This is a genomic window from Brevibacillus sp. 1238, from assembly GCF_029892995.1.
GTDB classification, from domain to species: domain Bacteria; phylum Bacillota; class Bacilli; order Brevibacillales; family Brevibacillaceae; genus Brevibacillus; species Brevibacillus parabrevis.
The window spans coordinates 75568-92944 of the sequence record NZ_JARXWC010000014.1 but is presented as its reverse complement, the minus strand read 5'-3'; the positions used below and the strand labels follow the sequence as shown (position 1 = coordinate 92944).

Annotated in this window: 16 protein-coding genes; 6 read left to right on the top strand and 10 right to left on the bottom strand. The window is 53.5% G+C overall.

Annotation, left to right across the window (positions count from 1 at the left end; translation table 11 throughout):
- Positions 1-124 precede the first annotated feature (124 nt).
- Together M2298_RS23800 and M2298_RS23795 are read right to left on the bottom strand one after the other, a co-directional pair.
- A complete protein-coding gene (locus M2298_RS23800) occupies positions 125-373 on the bottom strand; it encodes a hypothetical protein (protein WP_122966297.1) in 249 nt (82 codons plus the stop codon).
- 192 nt (positions 374-565) lie between these two features.
- Complete coding sequence (locus M2298_RS23795; protein ID WP_173598679.1) at positions 566-1363, bottom strand: carbon-nitrogen hydrolase family protein; 798 nt, start codon at positions 1361-1363, stop codon at positions 566-568.
- 155 nt (positions 1364-1518) lie between these two features.
- On the opposite strand from M2298_RS23795, the gene M2298_RS23790 reads away from it, so the two are divergent.
- From M2298_RS23790 to M2298_RS23770, 5 genes are all read left to right on the top strand, one after another.
- Positions 1519-3021, top strand: a complete 1503-nt coding sequence (locus M2298_RS23790; protein ID WP_173597143.1) for a sensor histidine kinase — start codon at positions 1519-1521, stop codon at positions 3019-3021.
- Complete coding sequence (locus M2298_RS23785) at positions 2996-3691, top strand: response regulator transcription factor (protein ID WP_122966300.1); 696 nt, start codon at positions 2996-2998, stop codon at positions 3689-3691. Before M2298_RS23790 ends, M2298_RS23785 begins: the two co-directional genes overlap by 26 nt.
- A gap of 147 nt (positions 3692-3838) precedes the next feature.
- Positions 3839-5320: an S-layer homology domain-containing protein gene (locus tag M2298_RS23780; RefSeq protein ID WP_173598680.1), complete on the top strand. Its 1482-nt coding sequence runs from the start codon at positions 3839-3841 to the stop codon at positions 5318-5320.
- A gap of 49 nt (positions 5321-5369) precedes the next feature.
- Positions 5370-6086 carry an ankyrin repeat domain-containing protein gene (locus M2298_RS23775; protein WP_370641102.1) on the top strand — a complete coding sequence of 239 codons (717 nt, stop codon included), beginning with the start codon at positions 5370-5372 and terminating at the stop codon, positions 6084-6086.
- 224 nt (positions 6087-6310) lie between these two features.
- The gene (locus M2298_RS23770) at positions 6311-8059 is read left to right on the top strand and encodes a hypothetical protein (RefSeq protein ID WP_122966302.1); all 1749 of its coding nucleotides are present in this window, start codon (positions 6311-6313) and stop codon (positions 8057-8059) included.
- A 93-nt stretch (positions 8060-8152) separates the two neighbouring features.
- Here M2298_RS23770 and M2298_RS23765 read toward each other — a convergent pair whose 3' ends face one another.
- The 4 genes from M2298_RS23765 to speD all read right to left on the bottom strand — a co-directional run bounded on the left by M2298_RS23765 (position 8153) and on the right by speD (position 12646).
- Complete coding sequence (locus tag M2298_RS23765; protein WP_122966303.1) at positions 8153-8974, bottom strand: alpha/beta hydrolase; 822 nt, start codon at positions 8972-8974, stop codon at positions 8153-8155.
- Positions 8971-9918, bottom strand: coding sequence for an ABC transporter substrate-binding protein (locus tag M2298_RS23760; RefSeq protein WP_173598681.1), 948 nt, complete (start codon positions 9916-9918; stop codon positions 8971-8973). Before M2298_RS23760 ends, M2298_RS23765 begins: the two co-directional genes overlap by 4 nt.
- 94 nt (positions 9919-10012) lie before the next feature.
- Positions 10013-11662 carry an AraC family transcriptional regulator gene (locus tag M2298_RS23755; RefSeq protein ID WP_173598682.1) on the bottom strand — a complete coding sequence of 550 codons (1650 nt, stop codon included), beginning with the start codon at positions 11660-11662 and terminating at the stop codon, positions 10013-10015.
- 132 nt (positions 11663-11794) lie between these two features.
- Complete coding sequence (gene speD / locus M2298_RS23750) at positions 11795-12646, bottom strand: adenosylmethionine decarboxylase (RefSeq protein ID WP_370641094.1); 852 nt, start codon at positions 12644-12646, stop codon at positions 11795-11797.
- 218 nt (positions 12647-12864) lie between these two features.
- Here speD and M2298_RS23745 point away from each other — a divergent pair, with 218 nt between their 5' ends.
- Positions 12865-13224 carry a DUF805 domain-containing protein gene (locus M2298_RS23745; RefSeq protein ID WP_122966369.1) on the top strand — a complete coding sequence of 120 codons (360 nt, stop codon included), beginning with the start codon at positions 12865-12867 and terminating at the stop codon, positions 13222-13224.
- A gap of 54 nt (positions 13225-13278) precedes the next feature.
- Here the strand turns inward: M2298_RS23745 and M2298_RS23740 are convergent, their stop codons facing one another.
- From M2298_RS23740 to M2298_RS23725, 4 genes are read right to left on the bottom strand one after another with little or no spacing between them, the layout of a single operon-like run.
- The gene (locus tag M2298_RS23740) at positions 13279-14151 is read right to left on the bottom strand and encodes a sugar phosphate isomerase/epimerase family protein (protein WP_173598683.1); all 873 of its coding nucleotides are present in this window, start codon (positions 14149-14151) and stop codon (positions 13279-13281) included.
- Between the two features lie 52 nt (positions 14152-14203).
- The gene (locus M2298_RS23735; RefSeq protein ID WP_280649175.1) at positions 14204-15196 is read right to left on the bottom strand and encodes a Gfo/Idh/MocA family protein; all 993 of its coding nucleotides are present in this window, start codon (positions 15194-15196) and stop codon (positions 14204-14206) included.
- Entirely contained in the window at positions 15193-16119 is a 927-nt protein-coding gene (locus tag M2298_RS23730; RefSeq protein WP_280649174.1) for a Gfo/Idh/MocA family protein, read from the bottom strand. The genes M2298_RS23735 and M2298_RS23730 overlap by 4 nt, the downstream gene beginning before the upstream one ends.
- A 29-nt stretch (positions 16120-16148) precedes the next feature.
- Positions 16149-17372: an ROK family transcriptional regulator gene (locus tag M2298_RS23725; protein WP_280649173.1), complete on the bottom strand. Its 1224-nt coding sequence runs from the start codon at positions 17370-17372 to the stop codon at positions 16149-16151.
- Positions 17373-17377 lie beyond the last annotated feature (5 nt).

The following is a 17377-nucleotide window of genomic DNA, read 5'->3' as shown; positions in this document are numbered from 1 at the left end:
CTACTGGTCAAGTAAGATTTTTGCGAAAATAGCCCAAATGTACACTTTCGTTCGTGCCGCTGATTTTGATTGTACCCACGAAAAAAAGGAACCGCCACAGGGACGATTCCTTCCTGCTTTTATGCTACTTCGCCTGTTTGCTGAGCAAGTTCCACAGCCAGGTGAGGACGACCGCCCCGATGACCCCGGCAATGACGTTGAAGCCAGCCCACAGCCACAGCCAATCTCCCAACACCAAATCCCCAAGCCAGCTGCCCAGAAGCGCAGCGATGAGCGAAGCCCACCAGCTTGTTCCTGCCGCTTTACCTGTCATGATACTGTTCATTGCCCACCAGACAACGACACCGACGACAGCCCATACGAACCAGAACATTCGCACACACTTCCTTTCGCATGATGGTAACGCTTGCATAAGGGCTCTAAAAATGAAGAATATCTACTATAATCCTATGAAGGAAAAACGAAAATGTGCCTGACCACTTTTCTTTTCCCAAACAAAAAAACAATCAGCCCCCACGTTGCCCTGTGGTGCGACTGACTGTTCTTTTACAGAAATCCCATGTATTTAATTGGTGTACAGCTCTGCGCGGCGGTTTGCTACACTCGGCAGCTTTCCTCGCACGCGTTGAATCCGATCCATATCCAATTCTGTGATCAACAAAGTTTCTTCTTCTCCGGCGCTGGCGATGACCACTCCCATCGGATCGACGAACATGCTGCGTCCCGCGAAGATGTTGCCTACCTGGTCGGCTGCGCATATGAACATCGTGTTTTCGATCGCCCGCGCACGCACCAGCGTCTCCCAATGATCCTCTTTCATCGCACCCGCTACCCAGCCAGCCGGCACAAACAAAATATCGGCTCCCTGCAAGGCAAACTGGCGGGCGATCTCCGGAAAGCGCACCTCGTAGCATACCATCAGCCCGATTTTGCCAAACTCCGTCTCCACCACCTGATACGGATTGTCGCCCGGCGCGATAAAATCGGATTCGATATAGGAAAATGCATCGTACAGATGCGTCTTGCGATACGCGTGAATCAGCTCGCCCTCGCGATTGAGGAAGACTGTCGTGTTGTAAGCGCGATTTTCGTCGCCCTCGATCGATTCGAACACACCGCACACGACGTAAATCCCGTGCTGTCTCGCTGCTGCTGAAAGCCCCGAAACGAACGGTCCGTCCAGCTTCTCCGCCACCTCGGCTGGCGTCACACCCGACTTGGGCGTCGCTGGAGCGCTGTACATCTCAGGCAAAATGACAAAGTCAGCCCCCGCCTTTTTGGCCTTCTCGATATACGCTTGTGCTTTTTGCAGATTGACCGCTTTGTCCATCGTCGCGGTAAGCTGTGCTATGGCTACTTTCATCGGTATCGTATCCCCCTGTCTCATCCCGTTCTTCTACTGCTAGTATAACGGATATTCGCCCAGTTCCAAGCAATAATGCTTTACCGACTGTCTTCCTTGTATATAATGGACTTGTCATCTTTTGTACACCCCAGCCACCAGGAGAGGTGAGTCTTATGTCCATCCGCGTCAAGCTGCTGCTCTCCTACACGGGGATGCTGGTCATCAGTTTGCTCATGTTTTTTCTCGCAGCCAGCCTGTTTACGATTGCAGCGACAGGCGACATTCACAGCTTTCGCGATTTTTATAAAGTGCACTATCAGCTCAACCCGCTCACCGAACAAGAAGAGTCGATTTTTCTCGAACTGAAATACTTCGCCAAAAACGAGCCGGATAAGCTGCTCGACAAGTCGTTGCTGCAAGACTACGACTTCAAGCTCAAAACGGTACGCGCTGGCCTGTATGTGCGCAGGGAGAGCAACCAAGTGTTCGAATCGCTCACGTTCAACCAGCCGGAGCTGGAAAAAAGCCTGCCTCCCTACGACCTGAACAACAGCCAGATTCGCAACACGTTCAACATCGGGGAGCGCTTTTACGCCTACGCCAAGTTCGATTTTCTCTACTCGGACGGGGCAAAAGGCAGCGTGTTCGTCATTCGCGAGCGCAGTCCGTTCAGCGAAGTAACCCGCAGGCTGCTGCCGATTCTCGTCTGTCTGCTGCTCGGAGTGCTCATCGTCGCCAACGTGCTGCTGTACCGCTGGATTACCCGCAGCGTCGTCAAGCCGCTGGACAGACTGCGCCACTCTGCGGAGAACATCAAGGAAGGCAACCTCGACTTCGCCCTCCCGGAGAGCAGCAAGGACGAAATCGGTCAGTTGAACGAAGCGTTCGAGAACATGCGCAGACGGTTGCAAGAGTCCGTACAGCTTCGCTTGCAGGATGAGGAGAGCCGCAAAGAGCTGATCTCCAACATCTCGCACGACCTGCGAACGCCGATTACAAACATCAAAGGCTACATCGAGGGCATTCGGGACGGCGTCGCAGATACACCGGAAAAAATGGATAAGTACGTCAACATCATTTACGCCAAAGCAGTCGATCTCGACAAGCTCGTAGACGAGCTGTTCCTCTACTCCAAGCTCGATCTGAAACAGGTGCCGTTTACGTTTGAGCCTGTTGATATTACCAGCTTCCTGGACGACTGCATCGACGAGCTGCACTACGACCTGGAGGAGAAAGGCATCCGCCTGCAATGGGAACAACGCCCGCAGGAAAGCGTCGCGGTTATCGCCGATCTGGAAAAAATCAAGCGAACCGTGCTCAACATCATCGAAAACGCCCAGAAGTTCATGGACAAACCGGATAAACACATTCTCGTTTCGGTAATGGCTGACCCGAACTGGGCGACCGTTGAAATCAAAGACAACGGAATCGGCATTCCCGAAGAAGCCATTCCTCACCTTTTCGAACGGTTTTACCGAGCCGAGCAATCGCGCAATTCCTCGACGGGCGGCAGCGGCCTCGGTCTTTCCATCGCGCGCCAGATCATCGAAGGACACGGCGGCGAGATTTGGGTGAAAAGCAAGCAAGGCAGCGGCACGAGCCTGTTTTTCAGCTTGCCGCGAATGAATCAGCAAGGAGGAGCCGACACATATGACGACGCGCATCCTCATCATTGAAGATGAGACGACAATCGCCCAGTTGGAACGCGATTATTTTGAACTGAACGGGTTTCAGGTCGACTTGTGCCACACCGGAAACGAAGGCTTGCAGCTCGCCTTGCACGACGACTACAGCCTGATTATCGTCGATTTGCAGTTGCCCGGCATGGACGGCTTCGAACTGTGCAGCCGAATCAGACAGGCGAAAGAAGTGCCGATTTTGATCGTCTCTGCCAAAAAAGAAGAAATCGATAAAATCCGCGCTTTCAACCTTGGAGCCGACGATTACATCACCAAGCCATTCAGTCCAAGCGAGCTGGTGGCCCGCGCCAAAGCTCACCTGACGCGCTACGAACGGCTGACATCCCACAAGGAGCCTGCAGCCAAGTCCGAGATTCACATCCGCGGGCTGGTCATCGACAAAGCATCGCGCCGGGTGTTCGTGCGCAACGAAGAAGTCATTTTTACTACACGAGAGTTTAATTTGCTTGAATTTTTGACTACACATCCGAACCGGGTGTTCAGCAAAAACGAGCTGTTTGAACGCATATGGGGGATGGATTCCAGCGGAGATATCGCAACCGTCACCGTGCATATTCGCAAGCTGCGGGAAAAAATCGAGGTCGATCCGTCCAATCCGCAATATATCGAAACCGTCTGGGGTGCCGGGTACCGTTTTACCGTCTGAGCATTTCAGGCGGTTTTTTTATCTTTTTTTAAGAACCTTTTTAGAAACTGTTAATCTCGCGTTTCTCGGGAGTTTAGACCCCTCGTCTATCATACAGGTAAGCCAAACAGAAACACCTAACCTGATCTTGACCGAGGAGGACTATACATGAAAAAGGTATCCAATAAACTGGCAGCTGTGCTGCTCGCTACTACTCTCGGAGCGACATCCCTTCCCTTCGCCGCTTTGCATGCACAGGCAGCAGCCGCTCCGCTCAGCGCCGGGGAAATCCAGCAAGCCGTCAGCAAAATGACCCAGCTTCGCGTCATGCAAGGCTATCAAGATCGCTCGATGGGCATCCACCAGCAAGTCACCCGCGCCGAGCTGGCGAAAATGATCGCACTCACATTCGGCTTGCAAGGCAAGGCAGAGCAAACCGTCAGCTTTTCCGATGTGAACCCGGGCGCATGGTATTACAACTACGCTGCCGCACTGGTTGGCAAAGAAATCATGCAGGCGAAAGATGGACGTTTTGACCCACAAGGAACGGTGACAAGCGCCGAACTGGTCCAGATCGTCTCCAAGGCGCTCGGACGCGATACGAAATCCGTTCAACATTGGGCAGAACGCCTCTCCTCCGCCAACGGAAGCGTCACCCGCGGCGAAGTTGCCTTCCTTTTGCAAACCGCTCACAAAGCGATCCCTTCCGCCAATGCGAAAGTGACCAGCGCACGCGCGCTGAATGCCATCACCCTGATCGTCACCTTTGACGCGCCACTGACGGCGCAGGATGAAGTATTCGCAAAAGCCAAGGAAGACTTTGCTTTCAACGACGGTCTGACCTTGACCAACATGCCGCGTCTGAAAACTGGCTCTGTCGCAACCTATATCGTGCCGACTTCCGTACAAAAGCCTGGGACAGTTTACACGTTGACCTACAAAGGGAACAAGGCAGGAACTTTTGCTGGCAACGCAACGAAGCTTGACATGACCCAGGCAAGACAGGTGACAAACGACACATTTGAAGTCGAAGCACTGAAAGCAAACGGGGTCGTCGACTACGGATACATCATCTCCGCTTACAGTGCAGGACGTGGCGCAAACGCCTTTGTGCTTGACGACAGCAACAGCGCAGACGGCAAAACGTATCAAGTCATTTCGTCCATGCAGGCAAGACAAGTGACGATTACCCCTGCTGGCGGCGAGCCGATTATCGCGAAATACGTGCCATTCACACAATCGACTGACGGAGTCCAGGAGCCAAAATTCCGTCTGCCGGAAGGTCAAGTATTGAAACCGGGCGTCACGTACACCGTCACATCTGACTGGGCCAATATCGCCAACCCGACTTTTGTCGCCCAGGAAGTCGCTCCGCTTGCGTTGAGCGAAGCAGAAGCGCTCAGTGACACATCGATTTCCGTTACCTTGACTGCCGATCCAAAAGACGAGCTGTTCTCCGGCCGCAGTGTAGAACTGACTTCGGCAGATGGCGAAAAGCTGCTCGCCACCTACAAATATTCCAGCCGCAAAGGGGCAACAGGCGTGTTTGACCTTCAGCAAGATGGTAAACTGAAAGCAGACACAACCTATACGGTAACACCTGTCGGCGATTGGGCTGGCAAATCCCAGGCCAAGCTGACAGTCGAATAAGCCGCTGGATATGCTGGCAATGAAAACGAAAGAAAGGGGCGGGTTCGCCATGCTGCAAGCAAGCTTTTTGACTATCGCCCTGTTCCTGTCAGGCTGTGCGGCCAACATGGACACCCTGCTTGCGAGCGGCGAGCAGCAAGCGACCCAGGTGGTGAAAGAAGAAATGGACAAGCGAAACCAGGCACTGCTTGCAGCAGTCAAGCAAGGAGACAAGGAAACGATCCAAAAGCTGCTTGCTGACGGAGCTGACATCAATGCAACAGATGAGCGCGGCCGCACTTCAGCCATGATCGCCGTGCACACGGATCAACTGGAAGTATTCAACCTGCTGGTGGAACATGGCGCCAACATCAACATTCGCGATGACCGCTCCGACAATCCGCTGCTGTATGCCGGGGCAGAAGGCAAGCTGGACTTCGTGCGGGCAAGCATTGCCGCAGGGGCCGATACGACGATCACCAACCGCTTTGGCGGCACCGCCCTCATCCCTGCGGCTGATCGCGGTCATGTAGAAATCGTCCGCGAGCTTTTAACCACCTCTGACGTCAACATCGACCACGTCAACAACCTCGGGTGGACGGCCTTGCTGGAAGCAGTCATCCTCGGAGATGGCGGCAAAAAGCATCAGGAAATCGTCCAGCTTTTGATCGAGCACGGCGCGAACGTGAATCTGGCGGATTCCGACGGGGTCACCCCTCTGTCGCACGCGAAAAAACGCGGCTTCCGCGAGATGGTCGACATGCTCGCAAAAGCGGGCGGAAAGTAAGCGACCTCCTCTGCGCTTCATCCAGCCAAAAAGGACAGGAACGTCAGTCACGCTGGCGCTCCCGTCCTTTTTTTCTTGCTGCTTCCCTAGTCCAAAAGACTTGCTTTCTCCCAAAACTTTTTCCCCACTCGCGCGTCTTATACTAATAATATCCAATATTCAAGTGCCCCTGGCCTTGCATTCCCTACATATGATTGAATCTTTCGAATAGGAGTCGGCGTAACATGAATACTCTCGCAAACGTATCCATGCTGGAAACAGACAAGCCCATTCGCAAAGCGTCACCAGACATCGATCCTCACATCGAAATGTACAAGCTTTTCCTCACTTCCAAAGAGGCCATCGAAATCCATATCAGCAATGTGACGCACCCGTCCTCCGGTATTGAAGTGTACGATATGCACGGAACGAAACTGTGCGAAGTCCGCTACACGCCGGGAGGCAGCCTCATCCTGCCTTTTTTTCCTCCGGAAGACGGCTTTTATTACATTAAGCTGACCATTGGGCCAGACCCTGACCCGCAGCATTCCTGCCAGCTTCACGTGGACAAGTACGTCCGCCTGTGCGGAACTATGGAAGATGATCGCGAATTTACTGCCGCTGGCGGGCCGTACATGATTGGTCCGACAGACGTTACGATTCCCGCAGGCGTCTGCGTCAGCTTCGAAGCTGGCGCCTCCATCAATGTCCGCTGCCAGCACAAAATCATCGTCGAGGATTACGGCTCCATCGCGTTCAACGGACAAAAAGATACGCCTGTCGTCATCATCGGAGCCATCGACAACGGCACGGCTCATCACTGGGGCCAGCTCGTCTTGTCTTCCCAAGCCAAGAGCAGCTTCACGCATATTCTTGTGCAGTACGACAACGATGAAGACGGCGTCGATTTTCTCGCCTCCTCTTCGCCGTTTGTCGCCCGTTCCACCTCGATCGAGCAGTTTCAGGCAGACATCGCCAAAACCAGCTACCTGGAAAGAGCCATCGTCGTTCCCCCGTCCTCCCGGCTCGCTTTCATCAAAACCTGGTTTCAGCAGTCCAGCCCTTACCGCTTCCATTTGCTTGGCGATCTGCTGCCTTTCGAGCTGTACTTCGGGATTGACGTCACGACTTTTGCCCACTGGGAAACGGAGACGAAGCGGGTCAACGAGCACCGCTCCCAGGCCGGAGACGTGAATTACTGGGACTTCGTCAATGGCAACTTTACGGCTGACCTGCTGGAAGCGACACATCTTTTTTCCAACAACCAGCAAAGCTCGGAGCCGCGCATCCAGCGGCTGATCGACTTCTTGCTGCTTGCCCAAAGCTGGCGACAAAAGCACGGCTATTTCAAATGGTACGACTTGATCGACCCGTTCAGCGAGCACGATCAGGATTTTTTCAAGACGTTCGAGGAAATGTCGTCCTCGTTCTGGTTGGCGCACAACACGTCGATCATTTACTGGGATACGATTGCCCGCGACTTGGGAATCTGGCAAAAAGAAGACTTTTTTGAACAGCAGTTCATCAATTCCGTCATCGTGCGCCTGCATTTCGCAGCCGATTTGCCGTTCTCGCTCACCGGGTACGGGAACAACATTCCGCCTGTCGGCTTTCTCGGCATCTCCATTCATTACGGGCCGTTCCGTTACCCAGAGCAATATCCGGCTCCCGGGCCGGAATTTGATGTGAACTACGGCCAGCTTTCGACAGCGGAGTATTTGAAGTTCATGCTGGAATCGTTGCTCAAAGGCCAGACCAATCCTGTCTATACGTGGTGGATTCCTACTCAGGCAGACAGAGACTTGTTCCACATCCTCAACGAAAAAGGCATATCGCTCGAATCCCCTCCCGAAGACTGGGATCGGGAATTTATCCAGCCCGCCCAGAAGACGCTGGACGAGATCCGGGCGCATTATCTCGGTCATTTCCAACTGGAGCATGTGCGAAGCTCCACGGCATACGTGCAAGCCCAGCAAGTGTTGGCTACCTCCTGAAACGGAGTGGGCAGCAAAACAAAAAAGATGAGCAGACATACAGGCGGTGCAGCACCTGTTGTCACGCTCATCTTTTCTTATTGCCCATGCTTGTTACACGCTTTGCAAAAACCAGCGCACAGCACGACTGATCAGTACAGGCAAAACAGAGATATGGTTTTCCCGGGCAAACTGTTCAAAAGACACGTTCAGCCCGCAATCGCCAAACACTCCCAGTCGCTCGGCCACACCTCGCGCATGCTCGTTGATTCGCGTCGGGTGAGTCTCTTCCTCTTCGCCAACTCCGATGAACAATTGTTTTGGCTGGCCGCCGCGCTGCAAGCGGGAGACAAACTCCTGCTCCTCCGCCAAAATCAGCCGCTTGTACCAATCAATCGATGGACTTCCGGCTATGTAGGCGAAAAATGCATCCGGGCGCGTGTACAAAGTATGCAGGGCGAACAATCCTCCCAGCGAATGACCGAATATGGCCTGGCGCTCGCGATTGATTGCGACCATGCTCTCCACCACGGGCCGAACCTCTTCCAATACGAAGCGCAAAAAGTCGTCCGCTCCGCCCTGCCGCGGCCACTCTCCCCCTCGGGAAAAAGGCGGAAGCTCGTCAATCGGCATAGGCAAGGAGTAATCGGTAAACCGTGCAGTGGCAAAAGGAATCTCCTCGTCGTAACCGAGCCCTACGACGACGGCTGGACTGCCTTGGCCATTCCGGCTTCTGCCTTGCAGACGAACCGCCTCCACTACCGTTCCGATCACCGAATTGGCATCCAGCACATACATGACCGGAAACCCTGCTTCTGGCGCCTCTCCTGGCGGCACTGCCAAATAGATGCGATATGCCTGCCCGCTGCCAGTCGCTGTCATCGTCAACTGCTTCGTCCAGGGAATGCCCGCTGTTTTCCACTCCAGCTCACTCATTGGTTCAACGTCTGCTCAAGCGTATCGAGCAGAAGCTCCTTGCCGATCGGCATGTAAGCCTGGTTGTAGTACGGATTTGCTGGCAGGTAGTAAATTTTCCCGTTTTTGTATGCTTTCAGCCCTTGCCATACAGCGGAATCTTTGTAAGCTTGCTCGCCGCCTTCCGGGTGCAGGAGCACGATGCGGTCCGGGTTGATCGTCGTGATGCCTTCCAGCGTCAGGAGCACCATCGTCTTTTCCTTCGTGTCAGGCGACGTCGCTGGCTTCGGCAGTCCCAGATCATCGTAAAGCACCGAGCCTGCCCCTTCGCTCCCCAACAAATACGGCCCTTTTTTGTGCGCCAGGAAGATGGAGAACGACTCATTACCTGATTTCGCCTTGATTTGCTCGCCGATTTTTTTCGCTTTGGCATCGTAGTCAGCCAGCCATTTTTGGACGTCCTGTTCTTGTCCGAGAATCGTGCCGACCTCTGTAAACCGCTCCCGCCACTGCTCCAGGCTGTTTTTCAGCACGACGACAGGCGCGATTTTTTTCAACTGCTCGTAAATTTTTTCCTGTCTGGCATTCATGATGATCAAATCAGGCTCAGCCGACATCACTGCCTCGATATTGATCGTGTCCATCATGTAAAAACCGACGATCTTGGAATCTTTCAGCTTGTCCCGCACATAGAGCGACGGCTTCTCATGGTCGTATGAATCCGTGTTGGCAGTAGCGACAGGCGTATGCCCCAAAATCAGCAATTCCTCGGAAGCGCCGGAAATATCCGCAATCCGTTTGGGATGAGCCGGAATCTCCACTTCCCCTTTTGCATCCTGGACTTTTCTGGTCTGGCTCGCTTCCGCTTGCGCAGGCTCCTCTTTTGGCGCTGCTGCCTGGCCGCATCCGACAACTGTCGTGGCGAGCAAGATGAGCATAAATGTATGCATAAGTGCCCGTTTCATTTGTATCCTCCCTGCAATTCATCGTTGATAATGATTTTCACTAGGAGGATTATAAACGGTTTGCTCCACGCCCGACCATAGACAATCCTGCCATCTAATTTGGATGATACTGCGCGAACAGCCGCAAGCTCTCCTCCATGATCCGTTCATGGCCGATCGCGGAATATTCCAGCCACGGATCAGGCGTCACCTCGTATACGTGCCTGTTTTGCACGGCTTTCAAGGAAAACCATTGCTCTGTTTTTTGCAGCTCGCTCCAAAAATCCCGCGATGGCTGATCCTTTTTCACGATCACGATCAAGCGGTCGGCATGATAGTGACATAATTCATCCAAGGTGATTTGCTCGTAGGCAAAAAGCGACTCCACTTGGGCAACAGGCCGAAGCTGCAAATCGCTGTACAGTACCGACCCGGTGCGCTGGCTGCCGCATGCATACAGCGTAGACTGGTTCACGTAGAGCATAAGCAGGGAGTCGTCGCCAATCGCCCGCCGGAGCGTCTCCCGTGCGGCTGCCGATTTTTTGTCGTAAGCCAAAAGCCACTGCTCGGCCTCCTTGTCCCTGCCGAGATACTCGCCGATCATTTGCAAGTGCACGCGCCAGTCTTTTTCCTTCCACGGAATAAACAGGGCATTCGCCATATGTCCCAGCTCTTGCTTCACAGTCTGATCGAGATAGTCGCTCGTAATGATCAGGTCAGGGCTGAAATGGCGAATCGCCTCGCGATTAACCGCCCAGTTTTCTGCCACAAACGGATCGCGCAAATGAACGGGGATATCGATGGCGTACTTTTGCCGATAGTACGCGGACCACTTGGGATCAAGCGGCGCGGCGCCGGGAATCGTCTGCAAAGCCAAAAGCTGTCCGGTAATCGCCGTATGGTACGTCGCGACTCTGTGCCGCCTGCTTTTCATGTAGACAGTGGGCGCCACTCCTTGCTGCTGCTTGAATTTCCGGCTGAAATAATACTCGTCGCTGAAGCCGACCTGTTTGGCGATTTCCCGTACCCGCTCCCTGCCTTCGCCCATCAACTGCTTTGCCTTGTTGATCCGCAACTGGTTCACGTAATCCATCGCGCTTTTTCCGTAAGTCTTTTTAAAAAGATGCATGTAATAGTAAGGGCTTAAACCAGCCATGGCGGCCAATTTCCCAATCGTCCAGCTTTCCTGGTAGTGGTTGTCCAAATACAGCCGCGTCTGCTCCAATGTCTCCAGCGAATCCTCTACGGGTGCGCTGTCTGCACGGACTGCCAGCTCGTACATAAGCTCCTGAAACCACGCCTGCGCCCGAAAGCGACTCCGCTCGTCCGCCTGCTGCCACGCATCCTCCATCGCACGACAGCGGGTGAACATGGATGACGGAGCTGTGCATGCCATGCGACCAGCCAACGGCCAGATCGCACGCCGCAGCGTGATCGTCTCATCGTCTTCGCCCTCCTGCTCGCGATACGCATCAAAAGCGAACACATGCAGGCTTAACTGCCGGAAAGATTCTATATAGAAAGAACACCGCTGCCCCGGGAGAAGCACCCACACGTCTCCTTCCTTGACGGGCTGACATTCGTCGTCTGTCTCCATCGAGCCTTTGCCTTCCAGGACGACGATCAGTCGGTGCTTGTTGTCCAGTTCTTGACCCGCGTGAGGGACATCCTGTTTGATTCTGATCTCTTCACAATGCCGCAGCTTCATCCACAAGCCTTGAAATGACTCGCCCCTGCTGTTCCCGTTGCTTCGCTTGCTCTGCATAGCTGGCTGCCACCGTCCTTTAGCTCTTATGCTCCCATTATGTTTGATAATGATTATCACCGTCAATGCAAGAAAAAAGCCCTCACTGCTCAGCGAGGGCTTCCTGCAAAAGACTTGCTAAAAAATACAGCCTTAGTGGCGAATAATATTTTTTCCGTAGTAAATCTCGTCCATCTCCAATTGCAGCCGCTCGGTTATTTCCAGCTGTTCTGCTGGCGTCAGCTTGTCTTTCGTATAGCCGAACAAGTAGTTGTTGAGATCGAACTGCCTGCGTTTGCATTTTGTATGGAAAATATTGTCCTGATAAACGTTGACATCGATCATGTGGAACAGTTCTTTGATTTCCTCGGGAATATAATTTTGAATCGAGCTGATGTCGTGATCGATGAACAGCTTGTAGCCGTGAATGTCCCGAGTAAAGCCGCGCACCCGATAATCGATCGTCATCAAATCCGTATCAAAAGAACGAATCAAGTAATTGAGCGCCTTCAATGGTGAAATCTCGCCACAGGTGGAGACGTCGATGTCTGCGCGAAATGTGCTGATTTCTTCATCTGGATGGTATTCCGGATAAGTATGGACGGTGATATGGCTTTTATCCAGCTGCAACACAACGTTCTCAGGCAACGGGCCTGGCGATTCCTCGTACGATTCCGTCGGCACCTCCACCACAGGGCCTTCGGAAACCAAAAACGTCACGCTCGCCCCTTGCGGCACATAATCTTGCTGCGCCACATTCAAGACGTGCGCGCCAATGATTTCCGAAACATTTTTCAAGATGCTGGTCAGTCGCTCGGCATTGTACTGTTCATCTATGTACTCGATATACGCTTCCCGCTCGGCCTTCGTTTTCGTATAGCAGATGTCGTACATGTTGAAGCTGAGCGATTTCGTCAAATTGTTGAAGCCGTGCAGCGTAATATGCTGATCGTTCGTTTGTTCCAAGTGTCGTGTCCTCCCCTGCGATGAGCGAATTTCCGCCATGATTTCCTTTTTTCAGCTTGCCCATTCCTTCCCATAAAAATCATCGGATGCAGCACGATATGCTGTTCATAAATAAGGAACGTTACTTTCTGCCTAACCTCACCTGATACCATCGAACCAATTGGAAAAATTTTGACTAACTCCCTATCTTTCGCCTGGAAAATGATGCTAAAATAATGATGTGTGTAAAAATTTTCAAAGAAATGGAGAAAAAGGCCATGGATTGGTATCTTAAAGTTTTAAAGAATTATGTAGGCTTCAGTGGGCGCGCAAGACGCACAGAGTATTGGATGTTTACCTTGTTCAGTGTAATCATTTCTTTGGTACTCATGCTCATCGAATACCTCGTCGGCTTGCCGCAATCTTTGTCTTCGCTGTACTCACTGGCTGTTTTGCTCCCTAGTTTGGGAGTAAGCGTTCGTCGCCTGCACGATGTTGGCAAAAGTGGCTGGTGGCTCCTTCTCGGGTTGATTCCGCTTATCGGAGCCATTATTTTGCTCGTATTCTTCTGCCAAGACAGTGAATCCGACAACAATTACGGTCCAAACCCGAAAGCAGAAGGAAGAGCATTGGTTTAATGCAAAAAGCCTCTCCTCAACTTGCGGGAGAGGCCCTTCTTTTTCCTCTGCTGATCACGCTTCTTCCCAGAACCGCCGCAGATTGTCCATGCCAATCCGCGAGCCTTCGCGACAATCCTCCATGCCCTCGAACTCCACTGTGATGTAACCGTCGTAGCCAGACTGCTTCACCAGCTTGACCACCTCGCGAATATTGATATCCCCTTGACCGACGATGGCACCGCGCAAGAAATTGCCGTTGACCGTCTTGAACCACTTGCCTGCCCCCGGGTCCTGGTAGTACGGACGGAAGTAAAAGTCTTTGAAATGCACCAGTGACGCATACGGAAGATTTTTCTTCACGCCCACCAATGAAGCTTCGTCGACGCACATGAAGTTGCCGACATCAAGTGTCGTCTTGAAATTCGGACGGTTGACCGCCTGCACGACGCGTTGTACGCGATCGCTTGCCTGTACGAGCCACCCGTGATTTTCAATCGTCGTCGTAATTCCGAATTGCGCCGCATAATCAGCGATTTGCCGGCTGCCTTCAACCATCGCGTCCAGATGGCTTTCAAAATAGGCAATCGTCGTCTGCTCAACAGGTACGGTAAACGTGGAGACATCGTGGCGCATGTGGCGAATCCCCATGCGATCCAGCAAATCTACGTGCGTTTTCAAACGCGCGACCTCTGCTTCAAACGCTTCCTGGCTGTCGTGAATGAAGTTGGCTGGCATCGAATAGTTGGACAGCTCGATCCCCAGTGCTTTCGCCTTGTCTCGTACGGCATCCGCCAGCTCGTAATTGTCCACCAGCGTAAATCCGTACGGCACGATCTCCATATGCTCGCCTCCGTTGTCGGCAATCCATTGCACAACATCCAGCACATCCATTTCCCCAGCGCGAATCGCAGTCAACAAACTGTACGTGCTCAATCCGATTTTCATTTGTTCTCCACCTCATCATTTTTGGTATGTGCTCTCATTTTTGAAAAGTAAGCTAGGCAAGCAATGCTCGGTCGATGAAAACGGTTTGCTGCAATCGGTTGGATTCGTAAGCGGCTTTGACCACTTCCAAAGTCCGCAGCCCATCCAGCCCTGAAATGGATGGCGTCCGTTTTTCCTTGACCGCTTGTACAAAATCGGCAATCAGCCGCGCGTCCATATCCACAGCCCACGGAAGCTGATTCAGCTTTCCTGCCTGGTCGTTGTAGTGGAGCAAGTGCTGACGGAAGACGTCTACTTCGACCGTTCCTTGCGTGCCCACGATCCGCATCGTCACATCGCCCCACGTGGGGAATGTTTTGGGACGCGACCAGCTTGGATCGATCCCGACGATCACGCCGGATTCCAATACCAGTGAAACCATGCCGCAGTCTTCTACCGCCAACTGATGGAACCGCGTATCCAGCTCGGCGTAGACGCTTTTCACCTCATCCGCAAGCATCCAGCGTACGAGATCCATCAGGTGGACGATATGGTCGGTTGCCGCCCCGCCGCCTGACTGCTCTTCTTCCACAAACCAGCCGCCCGGCATCTGCCCGTGATTCGTGCTGTTGATAGCGAGAATTTCCCCGAGCGCTCCCGATTGCACCAGCTCTTTTACACGCTCGATCGCGGGCGCAAAGCGAACCGGATACGCCACTTGCAGGATCACCGCTTCCGCTGCGCACACCCGAATCATTTCCTCGGCATCCGGGACGGTCGTTGCGATTGGCTTCTCGCATAACACATGCTTTTTAGCTTTGGCGCAGGCGAGCACGTGCGCTTTGTGTCTCGCGTTTTCCGAGCAGACTACGACTGCTTCGATCGGAGACTGCAAAAACGCGGCCAGATCGCGGTAATATTTTGCTCCATAAGCAGCGGCCATCGCTTCACCGCGAACGGGATCGTCGTCCCAAATCGCATGCAGCTCCGCATCTGGATGATTTCGCAGGTGTGCGGCATAGCTTTGCGCGTGCATATGAGCAAAGCTCAATATTCCTACCTTCATTGGGCAACCTCTCCTTTTGCCAGACTGACAGGCTTTCCGGCCTTCGCTGACTCGCTGGCTGCCTGAGCGATTTCTTTTGCCAGCAACCAATCGCGTACGGTCATGCCAGCAGCCGCTTCGCCTAAAAGGTGTCGGACGAGCTGCTCCCGCTGCTTCTGTAAAGGATCAATCCCGGCGTGACTTCCTTGTTCCGTCTGACCTGCAACCGCCTGTCCGTCCGCGCCACCCCTGCTCCAGCGGATCGGCAAACTGTCGCGGCTGTCGTGCAGCAGCATCCCTGCGTCACCCGTCAGCTCGAAAAACGTGTGCTCGGACGACTCAGCCTGAGACAGCTCCACCTGTGCGATCGCACCATCACGCATCCTCAGGATGATTAGCGCATACTGGAGCAGCTGCCCTGTTGCCACCTCGCGCGCCACCTTGTTTGCCTGCACGCGCTCCACCTCGCCGAACGTCCAGCGCAGCCAGTCAAACTCGCGCATGCCCAGACTGGAAAAGATGCAACCATCCGCGCTTGCATGGGTTCCTCGCCGCAGCCGCAATACGCCTGGCTTGCCAATTGCCCCGCTTACAACCTGTTCACGCGCCTGCGCGTACTCCGGCGAAAAACGCAAGGAGTCCGTCAAGTACATCACGCAGCCATTTTGCTCGCACAAGTCTGCTGCCGCCACAAGCTGCTGATCGGACATCCCGGCGTGCTCGTCCAGGAGTATGTTTACGCCTGACTGAGCGGCATGCGTGACCCATGTTCCTTCCACTGTTCCGGCAAATTCCACAAGCTCCACTTTTTCCTCCGCCAATAAACAACGCAGCTCCTGCAAGCTTTGCGCATGGCCAGCCACCTCTACTCCGTAAATTTGCGACCAGCTTGCCTGCCGCTCTTTCGCAGAGTCATCGGCACCGGCCACTGCTACCTTCACCATGACGCCAGACCTCCTTTTCCCCTGATCCGCTAAAGCGAAAATTGGAACACATCCTGCAACAAAATGGCGGCTGCCCCTACGACCTCGACATCCTCTCCAAGCGAATTTGGCCGGATTTCCAACTCTTCCGTCAATATGCCGTGGGCGTACTCACACACGTATTCGCGCACCTTTTCGATCAACAGCCCGTTTTCAAAAGCGATCTCGCCGCCCAAAATAATGACCTCCGGGTTGAACAAATGAATCAGGTTCACCATGCCAGCAGCCAAATAAGATGCCGTTTCCTCCAGGATGCTGACAGCGAGCGCGTCTTTTTCAGCCAATGCTTGCCGGAACATTTTCGCGTTGATTTCGTTGAGATCATCGTGAGCCAGCGCCATGATGCTGCTCGCTTTCCCTTTGGCGAGAGCGGAAAGCAGCTTCGAGTAGATCGCGGGCCAGCTGACGTAATTTTCCAGGCAGCCGATGTTGCCGCAATCGCAGCGCATGCCTGCCCGATCAATCGTCGTATGCCCAAACTCTCCGGCACCGCCCTTGTAGCCGCGATAAATCGCTCCGTCCATCAACAAGCTCGCGCCCAGCCCGTCGCCAATCGTCACGTACAGCATGTTTTGATAATGCCGGAAATGTCCGAGAGTCTTTTCCGCGAGCAAATAAGCATTCGTATCATTGTCCACCCACGTGTCTACCCCGAACCGCTGCTCAACCATTTCCTTCACAGGAGCGTCCCGCAATCGCAGCTTTGGATTGTAGCGAATCACGCCCTTTGCCGAGTCCACGATTCCTTGCGTCACAATCGAGATGCCCATGCAGTTGTCCAGGCTGCCTGCCCGGGACAAAAACCGCTCTATGACGTCCATTAAAAATGCCAGCACGCTGTCGCCTTGATTCAGCTTGATCGGATAAGCTTCCTTTTTCCTGATCCGCGCCTCCAAATTCATCTGGGCAATCGTCAGCCTGGAGCCGGAAATCGAGATTCCGATCAAAAAGCGGCTGTCCGGTGAAAACTGAACCAAAATCGGCTTTCTTCCCCCGTTCGATTCACCGACTCCAACCTCGCTCACCAAAGCGTCGCGGATCAGGTCGCTGACAGCCGAAGTGACCGTTGTCGGGCTTAGCTTGTTCCGCTTCGCGATTTCACTTCGGGAAATGGGGCCGTATTGACGGATGGTGTCCAAAATAATCGATCGATTCAACTCCTGGATCAGCTTCAAGTCGCCCGTCCTTCGCTTGACTCCATCCCTTTTATTCATCGCTA